The organism is Agromyces cerinus subsp. cerinus (assembly GCF_900142065.1).
Classification (GTDB): Bacteria; Actinomycetota; Actinomycetes; order Actinomycetales; family Microbacteriaceae; genus Agromyces; species Agromyces cerinus.
The window spans coordinates 1,043,981-1,067,360 of record NZ_FSRJ01000001.1; the positions used below are offsets into that span (position 1 = coordinate 1,043,981).

The 23,380-nt window shown below is 69.3% G+C and carries 22 protein-coding genes, 1 tRNA gene, 1 other RNA gene and 1 pseudogene; 13 read left to right on the top strand and 12 right to left on the bottom strand.

Translation table 11 applies throughout. The features are described 5' to 3' along the window. Positions 1 to 8 precede the first annotated feature (8 nt). Positions 9 to 1,364, bottom strand: coding sequence for a glutamine synthetase family protein (locus BUR99_RS04760; RefSeq protein ID WP_074259147.1), 1,356 nt, complete (start codon positions 1,362 to 1,364; stop codon positions 9 to 11). Positions 1,365 to 1,463: 99 nt separating this feature from the next. Between BUR99_RS04760 and panB the strand changes: the two genes are divergently transcribed. After that, positions 1,464 to 2,348: a 3-methyl-2-oxobutanoate hydroxymethyltransferase gene (gene panB / locus BUR99_RS04765; RefSeq protein WP_074259148.1), complete on the top strand. Its 885-nt coding sequence runs from the start codon at positions 1,464 to 1,466 to the stop codon at positions 2,346 to 2,348. 50 nt (positions 2,349 to 2,398) lie between these two features. On the opposite strand, the gene BUR99_RS04770 is transcribed toward panB, so the two are convergent. Further along, the gene (locus BUR99_RS04770) at positions 2,399 to 2,584 is read right to left on the bottom strand and encodes an SPOR domain-containing protein (RefSeq protein WP_056008634.1); all 186 of its coding nucleotides are present in this window, start codon (positions 2,582 to 2,584) and stop codon (positions 2,399 to 2,401) included. 11 nt (positions 2,585 to 2,595) lie between these two features. Here BUR99_RS04770 and map point away from each other — a divergent pair, with 11 nt between their 5' ends. From map to BUR99_RS04785, 3 genes are all read left to right on the top strand, one after another. Next, positions 2,596 to 3,459, top strand: coding sequence for a type I methionyl aminopeptidase (map, locus tag BUR99_RS04775; protein ID WP_074259149.1), 864 nt, complete (start codon positions 2,596 to 2,598; stop codon positions 3,457 to 3,459). 36 nt (positions 3,460 to 3,495) lie between these two features. Then, entirely contained in the window at positions 3,496 to 4,245 is a 750-nt protein-coding gene (gene ppgK, locus BUR99_RS04780; RefSeq protein WP_074259150.1) for a polyphosphate--glucose phosphotransferase, read from the top strand. A 178-nt stretch (positions 4,246 to 4,423) separates the two neighbouring features. Beyond that, positions 4,424 to 5,332 (top strand): patatin-like phospholipase family protein, encoded by a 909-nt coding sequence (locus tag BUR99_RS04785; RefSeq protein WP_074259151.1) that lies wholly within the window; start codon positions 4,424 to 4,426, stop codon positions 5,330 to 5,332. Positions 5,333 to 5,387: 55 nt separating this feature from the next. Here BUR99_RS04785 and rnpB read toward each other — a convergent pair. From rnpB to BUR99_RS04810, 5 genes and pseudogenes are all read right to left on the bottom strand, one after another. Continuing rightward, positions 5,388 to 5,765: RNase P RNA component class A (gene rnpB / locus BUR99_RS04790), an RNA gene on the bottom strand. 85 nt (positions 5,766 to 5,850) lie between these two features. Beyond that, a complete protein-coding gene (locus tag BUR99_RS04795) occupies positions 5,851 to 6,588 on the bottom strand; it encodes a zinc ribbon domain-containing protein (protein WP_074259152.1) in 738 nt (245 codons plus the stop codon). A gap of 56 nt (positions 6,589 to 6,644) precedes the next feature. After that, on the bottom strand, positions 6,645 to 7,463 hold the full coding sequence (locus tag BUR99_RS04800) for a Nif3-like dinuclear metal center hexameric protein (RefSeq protein WP_074259153.1): 819 nt from the start codon (positions 7,461 to 7,463) through the stop codon (positions 6,645 to 6,647). A gap of 77 nt (positions 7,464 to 7,540) precedes the next feature. After that, positions 7,541 to 8,170, bottom strand: a pseudogene (ribA, locus tag BUR99_RS04805) (GTP cyclohydrolase II); the annotation flags it as partial. Between the two features lie 71 nt (positions 8,171 to 8,241). Continuing rightward, positions 8,242 to 9,471 (bottom strand): NAD(P)/FAD-dependent oxidoreductase, encoded by a 1,230-nt coding sequence (locus BUR99_RS04810; protein ID WP_234980731.1) that lies wholly within the window; start codon positions 9,469 to 9,471, stop codon positions 8,242 to 8,244. Between the two features lie 138 nt (positions 9,472 to 9,609). Between BUR99_RS04810 and BUR99_RS04815 the strand changes: the two genes are divergently transcribed. Beyond that, a complete protein-coding gene (locus tag BUR99_RS04815) occupies positions 9,610 to 10,320 on the top strand; it encodes a helix-turn-helix transcriptional regulator (protein WP_074259155.1) in 711 nt (236 codons plus the stop codon). Here the strand turns inward: BUR99_RS04815 and BUR99_RS20210 are convergent. From BUR99_RS20210 to BUR99_RS04825, 3 genes are all read right to left on the bottom strand, one after another. Then, entirely contained in the window at positions 10,307 to 10,465 is a 159-nt protein-coding gene (locus BUR99_RS20210; RefSeq protein WP_159440951.1) for a hypothetical protein, read from the bottom strand. The genes BUR99_RS04815 and BUR99_RS20210 overlap by 14 nt on opposite strands. 190 nt (positions 10,466 to 10,655) lie before the next feature. After that, positions 10,656 to 11,888 carry a serine hydrolase domain-containing protein gene (locus tag BUR99_RS04820; RefSeq protein ID WP_084183585.1) on the bottom strand — a complete coding sequence of 411 codons (1,233 nt, stop codon included), beginning with the start codon at positions 11,886 to 11,888 and terminating at the stop codon, positions 10,656 to 10,658. Then, on the bottom strand, positions 11,885 to 13,321 hold the full coding sequence (locus BUR99_RS04825) for a purine-cytosine permease family protein (RefSeq protein WP_074259156.1): 1,437 nt from the start codon (positions 13,319 to 13,321) through the stop codon (positions 11,885 to 11,887). The genes BUR99_RS04820 and BUR99_RS04825 overlap by 4 nt, the downstream gene beginning before the upstream one ends. Positions 13,322 to 13,494: 173 nt before the next feature. On the opposite strand from BUR99_RS04825, the gene BUR99_RS04830 reads away from it, so the two are divergent. Further along, positions 13,495 to 14,070, top strand: coding sequence for a TetR family transcriptional regulator (locus tag BUR99_RS04830; RefSeq protein ID WP_327077883.1), 576 nt, complete (start codon positions 13,495 to 13,497; stop codon positions 14,068 to 14,070). 59 nt (positions 14,071 to 14,129) lie between these two features. Here BUR99_RS04830 and BUR99_RS04835 read toward each other — a convergent pair. Continuing rightward, positions 14,130 to 14,202, bottom strand: a tRNA-Val gene (locus tag BUR99_RS04835). A gap of 54 nt (positions 14,203 to 14,256) precedes the next feature. On the opposite strand from BUR99_RS04835, the gene BUR99_RS04840 reads away from it, so the two are divergent. Further along, positions 14,257 to 14,961: a hypothetical protein gene (locus BUR99_RS04840; RefSeq protein ID WP_234980732.1), complete on the top strand. Its 705-nt coding sequence runs from the start codon at positions 14,257 to 14,259 to the stop codon at positions 14,959 to 14,961. A 39-nt stretch (positions 14,962 to 15,000) separates the two neighbouring features. Here the strand turns inward: BUR99_RS04840 and BUR99_RS04845 are convergent, their stop codons facing one another. Next, complete coding sequence (locus BUR99_RS04845) at positions 15,001 to 15,456, bottom strand: peroxiredoxin (protein WP_394327829.1); 456 nt, start codon at positions 15,454 to 15,456, stop codon at positions 15,001 to 15,003. 175 nt (positions 15,457 to 15,631) lie between these two features. Here BUR99_RS04845 and aceE point away from each other — a divergent pair, with 175 nt between their 5' ends. From aceE to BUR99_RS04875, 6 genes are all read left to right on the top strand, one after another. Then, positions 15,632 to 18,358, top strand: coding sequence for a pyruvate dehydrogenase (acetyl-transferring), homodimeric type (gene aceE / locus BUR99_RS04850; protein WP_074259158.1), 2,727 nt, complete (start codon positions 15,632 to 15,634; stop codon positions 18,356 to 18,358). Positions 18,359 to 18,369: 11 nt separating this feature from the next. Further along, positions 18,370 to 19,584: a PucR family transcriptional regulator gene (locus tag BUR99_RS04855; RefSeq protein ID WP_074259159.1), complete on the top strand. Its 1,215-nt coding sequence runs from the start codon at positions 18,370 to 18,372 to the stop codon at positions 19,582 to 19,584. Between the two features lie 91 nt (positions 19,585 to 19,675). After that, a complete protein-coding gene (locus tag BUR99_RS04860) occupies positions 19,676 to 20,596 on the top strand; it encodes an ACP S-malonyltransferase (RefSeq protein ID WP_074259487.1) in 921 nt (306 codons plus the stop codon). A gap of 27 nt (positions 20,597 to 20,623) precedes the next feature. Then, complete coding sequence (locus BUR99_RS04865; protein WP_074259160.1) at positions 20,624 to 21,628, top strand: beta-ketoacyl-ACP synthase III; 1,005 nt, start codon at positions 20,624 to 20,626, stop codon at positions 21,626 to 21,628. A gap of 65 nt (positions 21,629 to 21,693) precedes the next feature. After that, positions 21,694 to 21,942, top strand: a complete 249-nt coding sequence (locus BUR99_RS04870) for an acyl carrier protein (RefSeq protein ID WP_056008597.1) — start codon at positions 21,694 to 21,696, stop codon at positions 21,940 to 21,942. An 80-nt stretch (positions 21,943 to 22,022) separates the two neighbouring features. Next, positions 22,023 to 23,258, top strand: a complete 1,236-nt coding sequence (locus BUR99_RS04875; RefSeq protein ID WP_074259161.1) for a beta-ketoacyl-[acyl-carrier-protein] synthase family protein — start codon at positions 22,023 to 22,025, stop codon at positions 23,256 to 23,258. Positions 23,259 to 23,380 lie beyond the last annotated feature (122 nt).

A 23,380-nucleotide genomic window follows, 5' to 3' on the forward strand; every position in this document is an offset into this window, starting at 1 on the left:
CCGATGCGTCAGAGGATCTCGAGGTTGCGCTTCAGCTCGAACGGAGTGACCTCCGAGCGGTAGTCGCGCCACTCGGCACGTTTGTTCGCGAGCACGTAGTTGAACACCTGCTCGCCGAGCGTCTCGGCGACGAGCTCCGACTCCTCCATGAGCTGGACCGCGTGATCGAGGCTTGCGGGCAGCGGGTCGTAGCCGAGGGCCCGTCGCTCGCGATCGGTCAGCGCCCACACGTCGTCTTCGGCCTCGGGCGGGAGCTCGTAGCCCTCTTCGATGCCCTTCATGCCCGCAGCGAGGAGCAGCGAGAACGCGAGGTAGGGGTTCGCCGCCGAATCGATCGCTCGATACTCGACGCGAGCGCTCTGCCCCTTGCCGGGCTTGTACAACGGCACGCGCACGAGCGCCGAGCGGTTGTTGTGGCCCCAGCACACGAAGCTCGGCGCCTCGGCGAGCTTGTCGGGACCGACACCGCCCCACAGTCGCTTGTACGAGTTCACGAACTGGTTGGTGACGGCCGTGATCTCGGGAGCGTGGGTCAGCAGACCGGCGATGAACTGCCGGCCGACCTTGGAGAGCTGGTACTGCGCGCCGGCCTCGTAGAAGGCGTTGGCATCGCCTTCGAAGAGCGACATGTGGGTGTGCATGCCGCTACCGGGCTGACCGGAGAAGGGCTTCGGCATGAACGTCGCGTAGACGCCCTGCTCGATCGCGACCTCTTTGATCACGGTGCGGAAGGTCATGATGTTGTCGGCCGTCGTCAGCGCGTCGGCGTAGCGCAGGTCGATCTCGTTCTGACCGGGCCCGGCCTCATGGTGGCTGAACTCGACCGAGATGCCGAGGTCTTCGAGCATGCGCACCGAACGACGACGGAAGTCGTGGGCGGTGCCGCCGGGAACGTTGTCGAAGTAGCCGGCGGAGTCGACGGGCTCGGGGCCCGAGGCACCGTACTTCGACGACTTGAGCAGGTAGAACTCGATCTCGGGGTGCGTGTAGAAGGTGAAGCCTCGATCGGCAGCACGCGCGAGGGTGCGCTTCAGCACGTTGCGCGGATCGGAGACCGCGGGCTCGCCGTCGGGCGTCGTGATGTCGCAGAACATGCGCGCGGTGGGGTCGATGTCTCCGCGCCACGGCAACGTCTGGAACGTCGTCGGGTCGGGATAGGCGAGCAGATCGGACTCGAAGGTGCGGCTGAGGCCCTCGATCGCCGAGCCGTCGAATCCGATGCCCTCGGTGAAGGCGCCCTCGACCTCGGCGGGGGCGATCGCCACCGACTTCAGGGTTCCGACCACGTCGGTGAACCAGAGTCTGACGAACTTGACCCCTCGCTCCTCGATCGTGCGAAGAACGAAGTCGCGCTGCTTATCCATCCACACCCTCTCTCGCACTTCTCAGCGTACTGGCTCGCGGTCCTGCCTCGCGCGCGCCCGCGAGGCGGTGACGGATGTCGCGTGTGCCAGACTTGCCCCATGTCAGGCGAGCCCCAGAACGCAGCATCCGACACGTCGGCCGGCACCGAGCAGAACCCCTACGGCGGTGCCGCCGCGACCGGAGGGCCGAAGCGCGTGCGCACCCGGCATTTCCAGAACGCCAAGCGCGACGGCATCAAGATCACGGGGCTCACGAGCTACGACCAGCTCACCGCTCGCATCTTCGACGAGGCCGGCATCGACTTCCTGCTCGTCGGCGACTCGGCCGGCAACAACGTCTTCGGCTACGAGACCACGCTGCCCGTCACGATCGACGAGCTGATCCCCCTCACGCGCGCGGTCGCCGGTGCGGTCAAGCGGGCCTTCGTCGTCGCCGACATGCCGTTCGGCTCGTACGAGAACGGCCCTGAAGACGCGCTGCACACCGCGGTGCGCTTCATGAAGGAGACCGGGGCGCACGCCGTGAAGCTCGAGGGCGGTGAGCGCAGCCACAAGCAGATCCGCCGCATCGTGGGTGCGGGCATCCCGGTCATGGCGCACATCGGCTACACGCCGCAGAGCGAGCACGGCCTCGGCGGCCACGTCATCCAGGGCCGCGGCGAGGGTGTCAAGCGGTTGCTCGCCGATGCCAAGGCCGTGCAGGACGCCGGTGCGTTCGCCGTCGTGCTCGAGATGGTGCCGGCGGATGCCGCGCGGCAGGTCACGGAACTCCTCGACATCCCGACGATCAGCGTCGGGGCGGGCCCGCACACCGACGGCCAACTGCTCGTCTGGACCGACTGGGCAGGCCTCACGATCGGTCGCGTGCCGAAGTTCGTGAAGCAGTACGCCGATCTCTCGGGCATTCTGAGCGCTGCCGCGAAGGAATGGCGCACCGACGTCGAAGCCGGCGTGTACCCGAACTCCGAGCACTCGTACGAGTAGCCGCGATGCCGGCTGAGCGTGTCGAAGCCTCTGTCTCGACCGGCAGGGGCTCAGTCTTCGGCGGCCTCTTCCTCGGCCCACTTCGCGCTGTTCGCACGCAGGATCTCGAGGGCCCGTTCGGCCTCGGCGCGGGTCTCGAAGGGCCCCACCCGATCGACCGACGGCGACACGAATCCCTGCTCCACCTCACCGGTGTTCAGGTTGTACCAGAACATGTGCTCGACATCCTCGGCCATAGGCTGATCCTATGCCCAAGGACGCCACAGGCCACCTGATCCCCGGCCGTCTGTCGCCGCTTCGCGCGGTGCCCGCCTCGATCCCGCGACCGGAGTACGTGGGCAAGCGCGCGCCGGTCGCGTACTCGGGCGGCGATCGCTACACGCCCGAAGAAGTCGAGCGCGTCCGTGCGGCCGGGCGTGTCGCGGCGGGCGCGATCGAGGCGGCGTCCGCGGCGATCCGCCCCGGCGTCACGACCGATGAGCTCGACCGCATCGCGCACGAGTACGTCGTCGAGCATGGCGCCTACCCGTCGACGCTCGGCTATCGCGGCTTCCCGAAGTCCTCGTGCACCTCGGTCAACGAGGTCATCTGCCACGGCATCCCCGACGACACCGTGCTCGCCGACGGCGACCTCGTGAACATCGACGTCACGGCCTACCTCGACGGGTACCACGGCGACCTCAACCATACCTTCCTGGTGGGCGAGGCGACCGAAGCGGCCGTCCAGCTCGTCGAGCGCACCCGTGAGGCGCTGCGCCGCGGCATCCGCGCCGTCGCACCCGGCCGCAAGGTCAACGTGATCGGCCGGGCGATCGAGGCGTACGCGAAGCGCTTCGGATACGGGGTCGTGCGCGACTACACGGGCCACGGGGTCGGCCGCGCGTTCCACTCGGGGCTGATCATCCCCCATTACGACGCCCCCGAGTTCGACACCGTCATGGAGCCGGGAATGATCTTCACGATCGAGCCGATGCTCACCCTCGGCGGCATCGAATGGGATGTGTGGGCCGACGACTGGACGGTCGTGACGCGTGATCGTTCGCTCACGGCCCAGTTCGAGCACACGCTGGTGGTCACCGAGCGAGGCGCCGACATCCTGACCCTTCCCTGAACGGCACCCGAACGGCCCCGCGATAGTGTGGCCGCTATGGCGACACAGCACGCGATCGGGATCGACATCGGCGGCACGGGCATCAAGGGCGCGGTCGTCGACCTCGGCACCGGGCAGCTCGTCTCCGAACGACGCAAGGTCGCGACGCCCGAAGGCGGCCGCCCGGCCGACATCCTGACGGCGACCGGTGAACTGCTCGCCGGCCTCTCCGACGAGTTCGGCGACGACCTCCCGCTCGGCGTGTGCTTCCCGGCGATCGTCAAGCACGGCCGCACGCTCTCGGCGGCCAACATCTCCAAGGAGTGGATCGGCCTGCCCGCCGAGGAGCTCTTCGAAGACGCCTTCGGTCGCGAGATCCACTTCATCAACGACGCGGATGCCGCCGGCTACGCCGAGGCCCGCTACGGCGCCGCGGTCGACGCCGACGGTCTCGTCATCCTCACGACGCTCGGCACCGGCATCGGCTCGGCGTTCCTCTACGACGGTGTGCTCGTACCCAACACCGAGCTCGGGCACATCGAGCTCGACGGGCGCGAAGCCGAGAAGAACGCCGCGTACTCGGCGATGGAACGGGATTCGCTCGAGTGGCCGGAGTGGGCGGCCAGGCTGCAGCGGTTCTATGCGCACGTCGAGTTCATCTTCTCCCCCGACCTCTTCGTGGTCGGCGGCGGCGTGTCGAAGCATCACGCGCAGTTCCTGCCCCTGCTCGACCTGAAGACGCCGATCGTGCCGGCGGTGCACCGCAACAACGCCGGCATCCTCGGGGCGGCATCGCTCGCGGTGTAGTCGCGTTCGAGCGGTTCGCCGCTCGCCGTGCTAGCGTGCCGGTGATCGTGATCGACTGATTGGAGGTGAGACCCATGTACGCAGTATCCGCACGGGTGCTCCCCCGCAGTCCGCGATCGCGCGACTGACGTAGTCGCAATGGGAGCGCCCCCGCACGCAATCGCGAAAGGCGACTCCCATGAACACGACACCTTCACCGAGCACCACGAACACTCGAGCCCTGGTGCTCGCCGGCGCCGGGGCGGCAGGCAATGCCTGGCAACTCGGGCTCATCGCAGGCTTTTCCGCGGCCGGCGTCGATCTCACCGATGCCGACCTCATCATCGGCACCTCGGCAGGGTCGACAGTGGCTGCCCAGATCACCAGCGGCGCACGGCCGAACGAGCTGTATGCCGCCATCCTCGCCGAGACGCCTCCAACACGGGCCGGCGCCGTCGGTTCCGGCGCGAGACGCGCACCGGGCCTCTCGGGTCCGAGCTACATGGAGTGGTCGGACCAGATCATCGCGTCCTCCGCGGATGCATCCGACATGCGCCGCAGGATGGGCGCTGCGGCGCTCGAACGGGACGCGTCCGACGGCTCGGACGCCGCTCGATGGCGCGAGATCGTCGCGGCCCGGCTTCCCATCCATGACTGGCCACGGCAGCCCGTGTTCATCACGGCCGTCGACGCCCGAACCGGGCAGCCGGTGGTGTTCGACCGTCGCAGCGGGATCGACCTGGTCGACGCCGTCGCCGCCAGCACCTCGGCGATGATCCCGTACCGCATCGGTGAGCGCCGTTACCTCAACGGCGGCTATCGACGCAGCTCCAACACCGATCTGGCGGCCGGATACGACCGAGTCGTGGTGCTTGAGCCGTTCGGCGGCCGGTCGCGGACCCCACTCGAGTGGGGCATGGATCTCGCGACGCAGGTCGACGAACTGCGCGCAGGGGGCAGCGAGGTCGAGACCGTCTTCCCCGATGCCGGCGCGGGTGACGTGTTCAATGCCAATGCGCTGGATCCCGCGACGCGCCTGCCTGCAGCGCGAGGAGGCCACGATCAGGGCCTGGCACTCGCCGCGCGGCTCGCCGACTTCTGGCGCTGATCCGGCGAACCCGCTGCACGGGAGGTGGTGCGGCCGGTCGGTGTGCGGAAGGGTGCGAATGGGCCGGCTGATACGCCGGGTTCTGTTCACCGGGCGCTTTCGCGACACCGGCTGGACGGCCATCTCTCTCGGGACTACGTTGCCGCAGCCCTCCAGCGGTCTACCCGGGAACGGGACGGGCAGCCCCATCGTTCCCTGTCTGACCTTGCTCCGGACGAGGTTTACCGAGCCGACCGCGTCACCGCGGTCGCTGGTGGGCTCTTACCCCACCGTTTCACCCTTACCCGGCGCTTGCGCACCGGGCGGTCTGCTTTCTGTGGCACTGTCTCGCGGGTTGCCCCGGGTGGGAGTTACCCACCGTCCTGCCCTGTGGAGCCCGGACGTTCCTCGGCGCACGATCGAGACCGTGCGACGCGACCGTCTTGCCGACCCACTCGCGGTTCGAGTCTACCGTCGCGGCCGAGCCCGGATCGCCGCGGCATCCGGGCGGGCCGCCGATGGTCGGATCGGAGCGCGGCTCAGAGGCCCGACTCGTCGGTGCGCACCAGGATGCGGTCGCACTCGGGGCACAGCACGACCTCGTCGGGGGCCGCACGGCGCACCGACTCGAGGTCGGAACCCGTGAGCGTGATGCCGCAGCCGCCGCACGTGCGGGCGCGAAGGAGGGCTGCTCCGACTCCCCCGCCGCGCACACGGCGCTGCTCGTAGAACGCGAGCAGCGGCTCGGCCACACCCTCGGCGACGACGGCGCGATCGCGCTCCGTCTGCTCGCGCTCGACGCCGAGACCGCCGGCGGCCTCGTCGCGCTCGGCCTCGAGGGCTGCGACCTCGGTGACGATCGCGTCGCGCTGCAGGTCGATGCTGGAGAGGGCCACGTCGGCCTCCTCGACGCGCTCCATGACGACGAGCTCCTGCTCTTCGAGGTCGTTCAGCCTGCGCCGGAGTGAGACCAGCTCGGCCTCGAGCGCCGACACGTCCTTCACCGATGAGGTGTGCTGCAGGCGCTCGCTGTCACGCGCGATGCGCGCTTCGACGACGGCGACATCGGACTCGAGGCGCTTCAGCTCGACGCGTGCGTCTTCAAGGGTGCCGAGCGCCTCGGCGCGCGTGCCGCGCACGGCCTGGTCACGGGCGGCGAACTCGGCGAGTCGGCCGGCCTGCGGCAGCGACCCGAGCTTGTGCGCGAGCTGCGCGAGGCGGGTGTCGAGCGACTGGAGCCGCAACAGCTGTTCTTGTTCGGCGGGGCTGGCCTTCACGTGGTGCTCCTCGTGGGATCGGGTCGTCGGTGAGGACGGTGGTCGGGGGTTGCTGTTCACTGCACGATCTGGAAATCCCAGGGATCGGTGCGGAGCTCGGAGACGACGACGGTGAGCTCGGGGTGGGCTGCGCGCAACTGCGCGGCCGCGACGTCGAGCCAGAGCCATTCGCTCGCCCAATGGGAGACGTCGAGCAGCGCGGGGCCGCCCGTGAGCTTCGCCTGCTCGCGCGCCTCGGACGCAGGGTGGTGGCGGAGGTCGGCCGTGATGTACGCGTCGGCGACGCGAACCGCGGGGTCGCCGAGCAGCGAGTCTCCGGCGCCGCCGCAGACTGCGACCGTCTCGACCGGGTCGTCGAAGCCGCCGGCGACGCGAACGCCGGTCGCGGTCGCGGGGAGGATCTCTGCGAGCACCCGGGCGAGCCGGCCGACGGTCGTGGGTTCGGGCAGGCGACCGACGCGGCCGAGACCGAGCGAGGGGTCGGTCGACGGCTGGATGGGCTTCGTCTCGACGAGCCCGAGCCGGTCGGCGAGCACCGCTGAAGTGCCGTCGGCGACGACATCCGCGTTCGTATGGGCGGTGACCAGCGCGCAGTCGGCGCGGATCAACCGAGCGATCAGGGAGCCCTTGTAGCGGTCCTCGGCGACCGAGGTGACTCCGCGCAGGAGCAACGGGTGGTGGGCGATGACGAGATCAGCGCCCTCGGCGATCGCCTCGTCGACGGTCTCGACGACGGTGTCGACCGTGAAGAGCACGCGCCGCACCGGGGCGGCCGGATCGCCGGTCACGAGTCCTGGGGAATCCCACGACTCAGCGCCCGCGATCGGCCAGAGACGTTCGATCGTCGTCAGGAGGTCGGCGAGGGTTGCGGTCACCCGCTCAGCCTACCTTCGCCGTGCGCGGCGCCGCGGCTCGGCGCGGCACGGCACGGCACGGCGCGTGCCGGGGTCGCTCACGTGTCGGCGGGAATCAGGTGTCCCATGCGGTCGCGCTTCGCCCGGAGGTACGCGAGGTTCGCGGGCGCTGCACCCGTCACGAGCGGCACGCGCTCGACGACCTCGATGCCGTGACCGGTCAGCTGGGCGATCTTGTCGGGGTTGTTCGTGAGCAGCCGCACGGAGTGGAGGCCGAGATCGCCGAGGATCGCCGCGGCGGCCACGTACTCGCGATCGTCGGCCGGCAGGCCGAGTGCGAGGTTCGCGTCGAGCGTGTCGAGGCCCGACTGCTGCAGGCGATAGGCCTTGAGCTTGGCGACGAGGCCGATGCCCCGACCTTCGTGCCCGCGCAGGTAGACGACGACTCCGCCGTCGGCAATCCGCTCGAGGGCGGCATCGAGCTGCGGCCCGCATTCGCACTTCTCGGAGGAGAACACCTCGCCCGTCAGGCACTCGGAGTGCACCCGGACGAGGGCGCCCTGCACCACGGGCGCGAGCGAGACGATCGCGAGGTGCTCGTCGCCCGTGACGAGGTCGCGATAGGCGCGGAACCGGAAGCGCCCGTGGGCGGTCGGGATCTCGGTCTCGACCTCGAAGGCGACGCGCTCGGCGACCAGGGCCGCTGCGGCCACGAGCCTCGGCTCCTCGATGGTCTCGGTCTGCTGCGGCATCCGTCATCGCCTTCCGGTACGTGTGTGCTCGAGTGCGATCGCGGGACTCACAGCTCCTCCAGCGGAATCCGCTCGTCGGCGAGACGCGCCGGGTCGACCGGGTTGCCGCGCCGGATGACGCCCTGCACCGCCTCGTTCACGTCCCACACGTTGACGTTCATTCCCGCGACCACTCGGCCGCCGGAGACCCAGAACGAGATGAACTCCCGGGCGGCCGGGTCGCCGCGGTACACGATCTCGGCGCCGCGGCTCAGCGGGCCGAAGCCCGAGTACTCCATGCCCAGGTCGTACTGGTCGGTGTAGAAGTACGGGATGTCGTCGTAAGTGACCGCGAGCCCGAGCATCGAGCGGGCGGCGGCCGCACCGCCGTGCAGCGCGTTGGCCCAGTGCTCGCTCCGCAGCCTCATCTCTGCGAGCGGATGGTACGCCTCGGTGATGTCGCCCGCCGCGTACACGTTCGGCAGATCGGTGCGGAGCGCCGCGTCGGTCAGCACGCCCGAGCCGATCGCGGCGCCGGCGTTGCGGGCCAGGTCGAGGTTCGGAACCGCTCCGACGCCGACCAGCACGAGGTCGGCGTCGAATCGCTCGCCGGTGTCGAGCCGGACACCGGTGGCTCGACCCTGCTCCCCCGTGATCTCGGTGACGACGACGGAGGTTCGCAGCTCCACGCCGTGCTCGACGTGCAGCTCGGCGAACATGCCGCCGAGCTCGTCGCCCAGCGCGTTCGCGAGCGGCACCGGGTCGCGCTCGAGGATCGTCACCTCGTTGCCGAGGGTGCGCGCGGTCGCGGCGACCTCCATGCCGATCCAGCCCGAGCCGATCAGCACGAGTCGTCGGCCGCCGCCCGCGAGCTCATCGTGCAGCGCTTCGGAGTCATCGAGCGTGCGGAGGGTGCGAACCCCGTGCAGCTCGGCGCCCGGAATCGTGAGACGTCGGGCGGTCGACCCGGTCGCGAGCAGCAGTGCGTCGTACTCGATCGACCCACCCGAGTCGAGCGACACGCGTTGTGCGCCGGAGTCGAGCGCCGTCACCGAGGTACCGAGCTGCAGGTCGATGTCGCGCCGGCGGTACCACTCGGGAGTCTCCACGAAGACCGAGTCGCGTTCGGCGGTGCCAGCGAGGTAGTCCTTCGACAACGGCGGCCGGATGTACGGGTGGTGCGACTCGGCCGCGATCAGGTGGATGCCGCCGCTGAATCCCTCGTCGCGGAGTGTCTTCGCCGCGGTGGCGCCGGCGAGTCCTCCGCCGACGATGACGAATCTCGGCGCCTTGGTCACGATCTCCCGCCTCTCGATGCGACTCGATCGCATCTCATGTTCTCGACTGTACGAGCGGATATTTCTTAAGTCAACGAATCTTGTTTTAGATTGATCTCTTTCGCAGAAGAATGCTGTTTTAGAGCTACGCTGTCACGTATGGACGACTCGGCACGCCAGAACGATCTCGCGGCCGTCGCCTCGATCGCAGACCCGCAGCGACGCGCCCTGTACGAGTTCGTGGCGCGTCATCCCGAGTCCGTCGGGCGCGATGAGGCGGCCCGATCACTCGGCATGGCACGGGGAACCGCGGCCTTCCACCTCGACCGCCTCGTGGAGGCGGGACTGCTCGTCACGGAGTTCCAACGGCGCAACGGGCGGTCCGGACCCGGCGCCGGTCGCCCCGCGAAGCTCTACAGCACCGTCGCCGGCGAGATCTCGGTGTCGGTCCCCGATCGGCACTACGACCTCGCAGCGGAACTGTTGAGCCGTGCCGTCGAGGAATCCGACCGCAGCGGCGCCCCCATCCGTCCGACGCTCGAGCGGGTGTCGGCGCGGCTCGGTCGAGCACTCGGTAATGCCTCCGACTCGATGACCGAGGTACTGGATCGGCTCGGCTACGCACCCGTCGACGACGGTGCCGACGGCCTGCTGCTCACGAACTGCCCGTTCCACCGTGTCGCGCAGAACCACACCTCGACGATCTGCGCGGCGAACGCAGCGCTGCTGGGCGGGGCCGTCGAGGGACTCGGAGATTCCGAATGCGAAGCCGTGCTCGCGCCGCGCGACGGATACTGCTGCGTGCGATTGGTGGCGACCCGACCGGAAGGCCCGGTCAGCTCGCGGGAAGACGGCGTCACTCGCGCATGAGCATGGCCTGCGCCTCGCGCTCGAGGTCGATGAACGGCTCGCCGCTGACGTCGACTCGGACTCTCTGGATGACGCCACCGATGAACGGCCAGGGAGCGATGCCGGGATAGTCGTGGGTCACGGGCGCACCGCTGTCGCGGCCCACCGTGAGTCCTTCGCCGGCCGGCGAGAACGTGCCGGGCTGGGTCCGGATCGGGCCACTGCCGACCTCTCGCTCCCCGTGGAAGAGCGTGAGCGTTCCCGTCGCGACGTGACCTTTCTCGCTCTCCTTCTCGAAGGACGCGGCGAGGATCGGGTTCTCGCCGGTCGGCAGGTCCTCCGTGGCGACCGAGACCTCAGGCGATTGAGTCGAGCGCCGTGCTCACGTCGAGCAGCAACTCGTTCTGCACCCCGTGCCGGTACGCCGTATCGGGTTCGGGCCAGGTTGAGAGCTTCACGATCACGGAATCCGTCCGTGGATCGAGCCACAGGTTCTGGCCGTGGATGCCGACGCCGCTGACGTTGCCGCGTTCGTTGCCCGTGCACCACCACTGGCTCGTGTACGAACCATCGGGGAACGCCGTGGTGAAGCCCTCGTACGTCATCGCCTCGCGGTCGCCGCCGTCGAGGATCGCACTCGTCCACTCCTTCGACACGACCCGGCCACCCGGGGCGAGTCCGCCATCGAGCAGGAGCCGACCGACCCGTGCGAGGTCCCGCGCCGTGCACGAGACCCCGCCGTTCGCGAAACCGAAGCCGGCGGCGTCCACGGTGATGGTGGCGTCATGATCCGCATCGAGCTTCGACCAGAGGTGCACCGACAGCGCGTCGCTGTAGCGCAGACCCGTGACCCGCTCGACGACCCAAGCGAGCACATCGGTGTTCGCCGAGCAATACTGGAACTCCCCGAGCGAACCGCTGCCGCGGAGCGTGGTGAGAAACGCGTACGTGTCATCGGGATCACCGGCGCCTCGGTCGCGCCAACCCGCCGCGCGGTCGTGCGCCTGCACCTCGGCGGCCGGATTCGTGTAGTCCTCGTCGTAGTCGATGGCGATCTGCATGTCGAGCACGTGCCGGATACTCGGCCCGTCGTAGACCGAGCCGGCGAGCTCGGGCACGTAGGCGGTCACCGGCCGCTCGGCGTCGATGCGGTCTTCGTCGATGAGTGCGCCCACGACGAGCCCGCAGAGCGACTTCGAGACGCTCATCAACAGGTGGAGGCCGTCGGGCGCGAAGCCCGGCCGGTAGTACTCCGCGAGCACCTCGTCGCCGCGCAGCACGAGGAACGCATCGGTGAAACTCCGCTCGAGCCGCTCCTCCAGCTCGGGCAGCGCGGGGGTCAGCGCGTCGAGCCGCACCGTGGCGTCGGTCGGGGCGGCCGGCAGGTTGCGGGCAACCGTCGCGGTCGGCACCAGCTCACCGAGGTGAGCGAATGCCCAGCGATTGTCCGGCGCTTCCTGCCAGGTGGCGAGGCGCGGCCGACCGGCCGCCCCACCGGGATAGCGGCTTGGGTGGGGGCCGGTCACGCTGGCCGTTCGGATCGCGTCGTTCGCGGCGTCAGGGTGGTCGGCGGCATCCGCGACGCTCATCGGAGCGCGCTCCGCCCGAGCGAGGTCTTCGAGAGACCGAAGTAGACGCCGGCCGCCACGATCATGCCCGCCGGCACCGAGAGGTCGATGTATCCCATCGCCTCGGAGATCGGACCCGACCAGACGTCGGTCGACAGGCAGAGCGCGGCCGCGAGCCCGCCGATGGCGACCGCGCCGATGCCGGGGATGCTCCAGCCGCCCGTGTACCAGAACGGCCCGCCGCGATCCCCATCGAAGAGCGCGGCGCCGTCGTAGCGGTTTCGGCGCAGGATGATGTCGGTCGTGAAGACCGCCATCGCCGGGGCGGAGACGATCACGAGGAACTGCAGCATGAGGTTCACGGCGTCGAGCAGGTTCGTCGACATCACCAGGTAGAGCGTGAGGGCCGTGCCGATGGCGCCCACGACGATGGCGGAGGGGATGCGGCGGATCGGCACGCCGACCGCCTGCAGCGCCATGCTGGACGTGTAGGTGGTCATGCCGTTCAGGGCGACGGTGTTCACGATGACACCGAGGACGAAGATCGGACCGAGCCACCCCGGCAGGAGGTCGAGCAGGGCCGTCTCGATGCCGGCGGCCATCGCCGTATCGCTGACGGCGGTCGCCAGCAGGGCGCCGACGATCGTGAAGAAGATGCAGGGCAGGGCGCCGCCGAGAGCGGTCGCGGCGATGATATGCGAGGGCCTCGTCGCGCGCGGCAGGTAGCGGGCGATGTCTGGGCTGTTGGCATACGAGAGCGGCGTCGAGGCGAGGATCGTGAAGCCGATCGTCATCGCCGACCAGAGCGGTACGCCGTCGAGCGGCTGCGTCGCCCGGTAGCTCCAGTCGACATGGGGCAGGATGAACGCGGTCACGGCGAGGAAGACCGCGAGCAGCACGATGGTGATCACCGAGTAGCTCTTGATGATGAGCGCATGCCCGTAGACCGCGACGAGCACCGTGATCGTCGACACGACGACCGTGACGAGCACCGGCCCCAGGACCGGGTCGGTGAGCCCCGCCTGGGCGACCAGGTCGGCCCCCATGAACGAGGACGCCAGCCAGTTGAGGGCGAGGAAGACCGCCGAGATGAGCCAGCCCGTGAACGCGACGACGAGCTTGTTGCCGATGACGCCGTACAGCGCGCGGGTGATCACCGAGCCGGAGGTTCCGGCGGCGGGACCGGCGATCGCGAGGATGCCCGGGAACACCCACGGCAGCGAGCCGGCGACGATCACGAGGATCGCCTGCCAGAGCTCGAGGCCGAGCAGGATCATCGTCGCGCCGATGGTGAAGTTCAACACGCTGACATTGGGCGCGGCCCATACCCAGAACAGGTCGCGAGCCCGGCCGTGCCGGTCGGACGGGCTGACCAGCTCGATGCCTCTCGTCTCGGGGCGGCGTGCGGTGTCGACGAAGGCCGGCGACGTTGCCGGGTCGGTGCTGGTTGGCACGAGGATCCTCTCGGAGTTCTGGAGCCAGTGCCGTCGACCTGCCGAGGCGGCACCACTATTGGTCGAGCGACCAATTGGCTATTGGTCGCTCATCCAATAACATGAATCGCATGGTGTCAAGTGCTCCGGTCGTGCGCTCGCGAAAGCCACCGAGCGAGCGCCGAGCCGAAATCGTGCGCGAAGCCGCCGGCGTTGCGCTGGCCGACGGGCTCGAGCGCATCACCCTGCGCGCCGTCGCCGAGCGACTCGGCGTTCGGCCCGGCCTGATCACCCACTACTTCCCGGTCGCCGAAGACCTCGTCATCGCCGCGTTCGTGCAGGCCGTCGCAGATGAGCGCGACGCCTTGGTGCCCGAGCACGGTGCGCCGCTCGAACGACTCGCGCGAATGGTCGAGCACGTCGAAAGCGCCGAGGGTCGCGACATCGCCCGACTCTGGCTGAACGCGCGTCACCTCTGCCGGTTCACTCCCGCTCTGGCCGTCGCGCTCGTCGAGCAGGAGGCGCTCGACAGGGCGCGATTGCTCGAACTCATCGAGGCCGGCGTCTCGACGGGTGAATTCAGAGCGAACCCGTTCGACGCGTGCATTCGAATATTCGTCGCCGTCGATGGCTACGGAGCGTACGTCAACGACGTCGGCGCGTTCGAGCACGACGCGTACACCCGCTTCGTCACCGACGCCACCGAGTGGGCGCTCGGCCTCGATCCCGGGCAGCTCAGGGCCGCGATCGCCGAACTGCCGCCGCGCTGACCCTCACGAACTGCAACCGGGCTGACGGCCGAGGGGCTTCGACGACCCCTCGACTTCAGTGGGCCCTGCCGGGCTCGAACCGACGACATCCACGGTGTAAACGTGGCGCTCTACCAACTGAGCTAAAGGCCCGCGACCGCGCGCGGCGCACGCTCATGCTATCGCGAGCTGCCTAGACTCACGGCCATGGAGCAGCCGATGCAGCAGCATCCGAGCCGAAGCACGCCGTCGGAGCATCGATGGCCGTCGGTCGTCGCGCTCGTGATCGCGCTGGCGCTCTACGCCGCGCTTCCGAACGCGTTCCTCGGCCCGCTGCGTTTCGTCGTCGTCGTCTTCGGCCTGGCGCTGCTCGTGCCGCTCGTGATCGCGAATCCGCACCGGCTCACCCGGCTCACCCCGTTCACGAAGTGGACGTCGATCATCCTCGCGGGCGGCCTCGTCGTCGCGAACCAGGTCACGCTCGTGTTCCTGCTCGTGGCCCTGGCCGTCGGCCGGGCGGACGACGCGCACGGCCTGCTCCTCTCGGCGTTGCAGGTCTGGGTCGCGAACGTGATCGGATTCACGTTGCTGTACTGGGAGCTCGACCGGGGCGGTCCGGTCATGCGCACGATGGCGGCGCGAGCCGACCTGCCGCCCGCGGACTTCCGGTTCCCGCAGGACGAGGACGACGACGCGGTCACCGAGGTCGCGGCACGCTCGTCGGCGGTGCGCGACTGGATGCCGCGCTTCGTCGACTACTTCTATTCGGCGCTCTCGAACTCGATGGCGTTCAGCGCAACCGACGCGATGCCGCTGTCGCCGCGGTTCAAGCTCCTGATGGCGCTGCAGGCGTTCGGCGGGTTCCTGATCCTGGCGCTCGTCATCGCACGATCGGTCAACATCCTCGGCTGACTCGCACGAGACGAGCGATCGGATGCCGCAGGGGCGCGCTCAGAGCGCCGCGAGCGCTGCTCGGTACTGCTCGAGCGACCGGGCCTCACCGCGGGGCGTCGCGAAGCTCGCCGCGACGACCCCGTCGGCGTCGATCAGGAACGTCGCGCGGTCGGCGAGCCCCGTGCGCGCGTCGAACGCGCCGTACGAGTCGGCGACCGCGCCGTGCGGCCAGAAGTCGGCGAGCAGCGGGAAGTCGTAGCCCTCGCGCTCCGCCCAGGCGCGCAGGGTGTGCTTCGAGTCGACGGAGATCGCGTGCAGCGCGACATCCGGGCCCTCGAACATGGCGATGTTGTCGCGAAGTTCGCAGAGCTCGCCGTGGCAGATGCCCGAGAACGCCAGAGGGAAGAACACGAGCGCCACGGCGCGGCCCCTGAGCTCCGAGAGCTGCACGGGCTGGCCGAACTGGTTCACGAGCGTGAAGTCGGGCGCAGCGGCGCCGGGGGCGAGGATCACTGGGCGGCTTCCTTCCACAGGACGTTCGGTCGAACCGAGGCCTCAGCCTAGCCCCCACCTCGCAGGCATAGAATCACTAGGATGGCGTGGTGCCACCCGGCCGAGAACCCGGCCCATTCGGCGTGCGCACATCCCACACCCCGCAGGCACGATCTGCTGAAGAGAGAGGTCGAGTGTGACTGTCAACGACCAGGATCCCTACTCGGTCGAGGCGATGGACGCCGATCCGGAAGAGACTTCCGAATGGGCTGAATCCCTTGACGCGCTTGTCGCAGAGAAGGGACACCAGCGCGCGCGAGAGATCATGCTGAGCCTGCTGAAGCGCTCCAAGGAACTGCACCTCGGCGTGCCGATGGTTCCGACCACCGACTACCTGAACACGATCGCTCCCGAGAACGAGCCCGAGTTCCCTGGCGATGAGGAGATCGAGCGCCGGTACCGCGCCTGGATCCGGTGGAACGCCGCAGTGCTCGTGCACCGCGCGCAGCGCCCCGGCATCGCCGTCGGCGGCCACATCTCGACGTACGCCTCGTCGGCCGCCCTCTACGAGGTCGGCTTCAACCACTTCTTCCGCGGCCAGGACCACCCCGGCGGCGGCGACCAGATCTTCGTGCAGGGCCACGCCTCCCCCGGCACCTACGCCCGCGCGTTCCTCGAGGGCCGCCTGTCGGCCGACCAGCTCGACGGCTTCCGTCAAGAGAAGTCGCACGCGCCCAACGGCCTCTCGTCGTACCCGCACCCGCGCCTCATGCCGGAGTTCTGGCAGTTCCCGACCGTGTCGATGGGTCTCGGACCGATCAACGCGATCTACCAGGCGCAGCTCAACAAGTACCTGACGAACCGCGGCATCAAGGACGCCAGCGACCAGCAGGTCTGGGCGTTCCTCGGCGACGGCGAGATGGACGAGGTCGAGAGCCGCGGCCAGCTCCAGGTCGCCGCGAACGAGGGTCTCGACAACCTGAACTTCGTGATCAACTGCAACCTGCAGCGTCTCGACGGCCCGGTGCGCGGCAACGGCAAGATCATCCAGGAGCTCGAAAGCTTCTTCCGCGGTGCCGGCTGGAACGTCATCAAGGTCGTCTGGGGCCGCGAGTGGGACGACCTGCTCGCCCGCGACCACGACGGTGCGCTCCGCAACCTGATGAACGTCACCCCCGACGGCGACTACCAGACCTACAAGGCGGAGTCGGGCGCCTATGTGCGCGAGAACTTCTTCGGCCGCGACCCGCGCGCCCTCGAGCTCGTCTCGCACCTGTCCGACGACGAGGTGTGGGGCCTGAAGCGCGGTGGCCACGACTACCGCAAGGTCTACGCCGCGTTCAAAGCGGCGAGCGAGCACAAGGGCCAGCCGACGGTCATCCTGGCGAAGACGATCAAGGGCTACGGCCTGGGTCCGGCCTTCGAGGGGCGCAACGCGACCCACCAGATGAAGAAGATGACCCTCGACAACCTCAAGACGTTCCGCGACCAGATGCGCATCCCGATCACGGACGCACAGCTCGAGGAGAACCCCTACCTGCCGCCGTACTACACGCCCGGCGACCAGGACGAGGCGATCCAGTACCTGCACGAGCGTCGTCGCGAGCTCGGCGGCTACCTGCCCGAGCGCCGTGCGAACCACACGGCGATCTCGCTGCCCGACGACTCGGCGTACGCGATCGCCAAGAAGGGCTCCGGCACGCAGGAGATCGCCACGACCATGGCGTTCGTGCGACTGCTGAAGGACCTGATCCGCTCGAAGGACTTCGGCCACCGCATCGTGCCGATCATCCCCGACGAGGCGCGCACCTTCGGCATCGACGCGTTCTTCCCGACCGCGAAGATCTACAACCCGAACGGCCAGCACTACACCTCGGTCGACCGCGAGCTCCTCCTCGCCTACAAGGAGAGCCCGCAGGGCCAGATCATCCACGTCGGCATCAACGAGGCCGGCGCCATGGCGGCCTTCACGAACGTCGGCACCTCGTACTCGACGCAGGGCGAGCCGCTCATCCCGGTCTACGTCTTCTACTCGATGTTCGGCTTCCAGCGCACGGGCGACGCGATGTGGGCTGCCGGCGACCAGATGGCCCGCGGGTTCATCATCGGCGCCACGGCCGGCCGCACGACGCTCACCGGCGAGGGCCTCCAGCACGCCGACGGCCACTCGCCACTGCTCGCGTCGACCAACCCGGCGGTCGTCTCGTACGACGCGGCCTACGGCTACGAGATCGGGCACATCATGCGCTCCGGACTCGAGCGCATGTACGGCGGCTCGCACGCCGACCCGAACGTCATGTACTACCTCACGGTCTACAACGAGCCGCTCGTGCAGCCCGTCGAGCCCGAGGGCGTCGACGTCGACGGCATCATCCGCGGCATCCACCGCCTGAACACGTCGGATGTCGCCGGCCCCAAGGCCCAGCTCCTCGCCTCCGGCGTCTCGGTGCCGTGGATCCTCGAGGCGCAGCAGCTCCTCGCACAGGACTGGGGCGTGTCGGCGGATGTCTGGTCGGTCACGAGCTGGTCGGAGCTGCGCCGCGACGGCCTCGCCGCCGACGAGCACAACTTCCTGAACCCCGACGCCGAGCGCCGGGTTCCGTACCTCACGCAGAAGCTCGGGGGGGCGAACGGCCCGTTCGTCGCCGTCTCGGACTTCATGCACGCGGTGCCCGACCAGATCCGCGCCTACGTGCCGGGCGAGTACGCCACGCTCGGCGCCGACGACTTCGGGTTCTCCGACACGCGCCCCGCCGCGCGTCGCTTCTTCAAGATCGACGGTCCGTCGGTCGTCGTCCGCACGCTCGAACTCCTCGCAGACCGCGGTGAGGTCGACCGTTCACTGCCCGCCCAGGCGATCGAGAAGTACCGCCTGCACGACGTGAACGCCGGCACCACCGGATCGGCCGGCGGAGAGAGCTAGCAGGCGACGAGGTGGCGACGAGGCCCAAGACGAAGGCGGAGACGCTCGCATGGTTGCGCACCATCGCGGGCGAACTCGCGACGGCGACGCTCAAGCGTCTCGAAGACACGTTGCCGTGGTACGGCGACATGCCACCCAGTCGCCGCTCCGCCGTGGGCCTCGTCGCCCAAGCCGGCATCTCCTCGTTCGTCGCCTGGTTCGACGACCCGCGGTCCACGCCGTGGATCGCTGCCGACGTCTTCGGAGCGGCTCCGCGTGAGCTGCTCCGCTCGGTGAGCCTGCAGCAGACGCTGCAGCTCATCCGGGTGACGGTCGAGGTCGTCGAAGACCGTGTGAAAGACGGCGGCGAGCCGCTGCGCGAGGCGATCCTCCTGTATTCGCGGGAGATCGCCTTCGCGGCCGCCGACGTCTACGCACGCGCCGCCGAGGCGCGCGGCCTCTGGGACGCCCGTCTCGAAGCCCTCGTCGTCGACTCGATCCTCTCGGGCGAGGCCGACGACGAACTGCCGAGCCGCATCGCGGCCCTCGGCTGGCATGGCCACGGCGAGGTGTCGGTGCTCGTGGGCACGGCGCCGAAGCAGCTCGACGTCGACCACGTGCGCCGGGCGGCTCGGCACATGCACGCCGACGTGCTGATCGGCGTGCAGGGCAATCGCCTCGTGCTCGTGATCGGTCGTGCCGACCCCCTCGCGCGCGAGGCCGAGGACGCGATCGGCACCGCCCCGGCGCTCACCTTCATGGAGATCGCGAGCCAGCTCGAGCCGCACTTCGGCCCTGGGCATCTCGTGCTCGGCCACGCCGTGCCGAACCTCGTGGACGCCTCGAAGAGCGCGAAGGCGGCACTCGCCGGGTTCGCCGTCGCCCGCTCCTGGCGGCACGCGCCCCGACCGGTGCACGCCGACGACCTGCTTCCCGAGCGCGCGCTCGCCGGCGACCCGCTCGCCCGTGCGACGCTCGTGCACCGCATCTATCGGCCGTTGCAAGCCCACTCGACCGAACTCCTCACCACGCTGTGGAGCTACCTCGACAACGGGCGCTCGCTCGAGGCGACGGCACGTGAGCTCTTCGTGCACCCCAACACGGTGCGCTATCGACTGAAGCGCGTCTCCGACGTGATCGGATGGGACGCGACGGGTGCGCGCGAAGCGCTGATCCTGCAGTCGGCCCTCATCATCGGCTCGATGAGCGATCACGAGCTCGCCCCGCGCCGACGACCCACCAACTGACCCCACTTCTGTACCGTTCGTACAAGGCTTCCGCCGAGAGCTTGTCGCGTGTGCACACCCCGGGTCGCGCGCCGGTTGGCAGACTGGGGTGGTGATCGTCGTCGTCTGCCCTGGACAGGGCTCTCAGACCCCCGGATTCCTCGCTCCCTGGCTGGCCGATTCGGCCTACGCCGAACGGCTGTCGGTGCTGTCCGATGCCGCGGGGCTCGATCTCGCGCACTTCGGCACCGAAGCTGATGCCGACACGATCCGCGACACCGCGATCGCGCAGCCGCTCATCGTCGCGGCGGGCATCCTGACGCTCGGTTCACTCCTGGCCGACGGCCGTGCTGCTCGCATCGGCGGCATCGCAGGCCACTCGGTCGGCGAGATCACCGCTGCCGCCGGGTCGGGCGTGCTCAGCGAGACCGACGCGATCCGCTTCGTCGCCGAGCGCGGCCGGGCCATGGCGGATGCCGCTGCGCTCGTGCCGACCGGCATGAGCGCGGTCATCGGCGCCGACGAGGCGGCCCTGCTCCCCCGTCTCGACGAGCTCGGCCTCGAGCCCGCCAACTTCAACGGCGGCGGCCAGATCGTCGTGGCCGGCGCGCTCGACGCCCTCGAGGCGCTGAAGGCCGAGCCGCCGGCCGGTTCGCGGGTCATTCCGCTGCAGGTCGCCGGCGCCTTCCACACGCGCTACATGCGCCCGGCGGTCGACCGTCTCGCAGCGGTCGCGGCCGACCTCGCACCGGCCGATCCGACGCTCCCCCTCTGGACGAACCGCGATGGCGCAGCCGTGACATCCGGTGCCGCATTCCTCGACCTGCTCGTCGGCCAGGTGTCCTCCCCCGTACGCTGGGATCGCTGCATGGAGTCCTTCCAGGCGGCAGGAGTCACCGGCATCATCGAGCTCGCCCCGGCCGGCGCGCTCGTCGGTCTGGCGAAGCGCGCCCTGAAGGGCGTGCCCACCATCGCCGTCAAGACTCCCGAAGACCTGTCGGCGGCGATCGAGCTCATCGAGCAGCACGCCTGAGCCGGCGACGAATTGAGAAAGCCGAGCATGACGAATCCCACCCTCCAGCAGTCGCACGGGCCTGCCTTCACGCGCCTCTACTCCGTCGGCGCAGCCCGCGGTGAGAACGCGGTGCCCAACGCCGACCTGATCGGCCCGATCGATTCGTCCGACGAGTGGATCCAGCAGCGCACGGGCATCGTGACCCGCACGCGTGCGGGCGCCGACGTCTCGGCGACCGACCTCGCCACGACCGCTGCGCGCGAGGCGATCGAGAAGTCCGGAATCGCCCCCGAGCTCATCGATCTCGTCATCATCGCGACCATCTCCAATGTGCAGCAGACGCCGTCGATGGCGGCTGTCGTCGCCGATCGCGTCGGCGCGAACCCTGCCGCGGCGTACGACATGAACGCCGCCTGCGCGGGCTACGCGTACGCGGTCGCGCAGGCCGATGCGCTGATCCGCTCGGGTGCCGCGACCTACGCCCTCGTCATCGGGGCCGAGAAGCTCTCCGACGTCGTCGACCCGACCGACCGCTCGATCTCGTTCCTCCTCGGCGACGGCGCCGGCGCCGTCGTCGTCGGGCCGAGCGAGACGCCCGGCATCGCGCGCACGATCTGGGGCTCCGACGGATCCAAGGCGGGCGCGGTCGGCATGAACGGCACCCTCACCGAGTTCCGCGACGGCGCGGCCGAATGGCCGACGCTCCGTCAAGAGGGCCAGACGGTCTTCCGCTGGGCCGTGTGGGACATGGCGAAGGTCGCGAAGCAGGCACTGGATGCCGCGGGCGTGACGTCCGACGACCTCGCCGCCTTCATCCCGCACCAGGCGAACATGCGCATCATCGACGAGTTCGCCAAGCAGTTGAAGCTGCCCGAGACCGTCGTGATCGCCCGCGACATCGCGACGACGGGCAACACCTCCGCCGCCTCGATCCCGCTCGCGACGCACCGCCTGCTCGAGGAGCACCCTGAACTTTCCGGAGGCCTCGCCCTCCAGATCGGCTTCGGCGCCGGACTCGTGTTCGGCGCCCAAGTGGTGGTTCTTCCCTGAACCACCTCCCCCTGTCCATCTAGACTGTCTCTCGGTCAAACGAGACACCCCCAAGGAGAAGAACAATGGCATTGTCCACCGAAGAAGTGCTTGCCGGCCTGGCCGAGCTCATCAACGACGAGACCGGCATTGCGACCGACACGGTTGAGCTGGACAAGTCGTTCACCGACGACCTCGACATCGACTCGATCTCCATGATGACGATCGTCGTCAACGCCGAAGAGAAGTTCGACGTGAAGATCCCCGACGAAGAGGTCAAGAACCTGAAGACCGTCGGCGACGCCGTCACCTTCATCGTCAAGGCTCAGGCCTAGCAGCTGCGTGGAGCGGGCCGGCGCGATCGCCCGGCCCGCTCGATCAGTGTGACCAATCCCTCCATCGGAGTGTTTCTCGAATGACCAAGAAGATCGTCATCACCGGCATCGGTGCGACCTCGCCGCTCGGCGGCACCGCCCCTGAGAGCTGGAATGCCCTGCTCGCCGGTGAGTCCGGTGCGCGCTCCCTCGAACACGACTGGGTCGCGAAGTACGAGCTGCCCGTCACCTTCGCCGCCGAGGCGAAGGTTCGACCTGAAGAGGTGCTCGAGCGCCCGGTCGCGAAGCGCCTCGACCCGTCGAGCCAGTTCGCCCTGATCTCCGCGAAGGAGGCGTGGGCCGACGCCGGCTCACCCGATGTCGCCCCTGAACGCCTCGGCGTCGATTACGCCACCGGCATCGGCGGCATCTGGACGCTGCTCGACGCCTGGGACACGCTGCGCGAGCGCGGCCCCCGCCGAGTGCTGCCCATGACCGTGCCGATGCTCATGCCGAACGCCGCATCGGCTGCGATCTCGATGCACTTCGAGGCGCGCGCGTTCGCACGCACGGTGGCCTCGGCCTGCGCGTCGAGCACCGAGTCGCTCGCCAACGCCTACGAGCACCTGCAGCTCGGCTATGCCGACGTCGTCATCGCCGGCGGTTCCGAGTCCGCCGTGCACCCCATCACCCTCGCGTCGTTCTCGTCGATGCAGGCGCTCTCGCGGCGCAACGACGACCCCGCGCACGCCTCGCGCCCGTACAGCGTCGACCGCGACGGCTTCGTCATGGGCGAGGGTGCCGCGAGCCTCGTGCTCGAGACCGAGGAGCACGCCCTCGCGCGCGGTGCACGCATCTACGCCGAGCTCGCGGGCGGCGCCGTGAGCGCCGATTCGTACCACATCACGGCCAACGACCCCGAGGGTCGCGGCGCGAGCCGAGCAGTGCTCGACGCACTCGCGCAGGCCGGTGCGACGGTCGACGACGTGACGCACATCAACGCCCACGCGACGAGCACGCCCGTCGGCGACATCGCCGAGTACACGGCGCTGCGCAACGTCTTCGGCGATCGCGTGCACGAGATCCCCGTCTCCGCCACGAAGGCGTCCACCGGGCACCTGCTCGGCGGCACCGGGGCGCTCGAAGCGGTGTTCACCGTTCTCGCGCTCCAGAACCGCCTCGCGCCGCCGACGATCAACCTGACCACGCAGGATCCCGAGATCCCGCTGCGCGTCTCCGGCGAGCCGCAGCCGCTCGGCGACGGGCCGCAGCTCGCGATCAGCAACTCGTTCGGCTTCGGCGGTCACAACGCCGTCGTCGCGATCCGCACGCCGTAGACGTGCTCCGGGCTCGTCCGGCGCACGCATGAGAAGACCCCGGTCGCAGTCCCTGCGCCGGGGTCTTCTCGTGAACGGTCCGAGGGTTTCGCTCATGCGCCGCCGGGAAGAGTCATCCGACT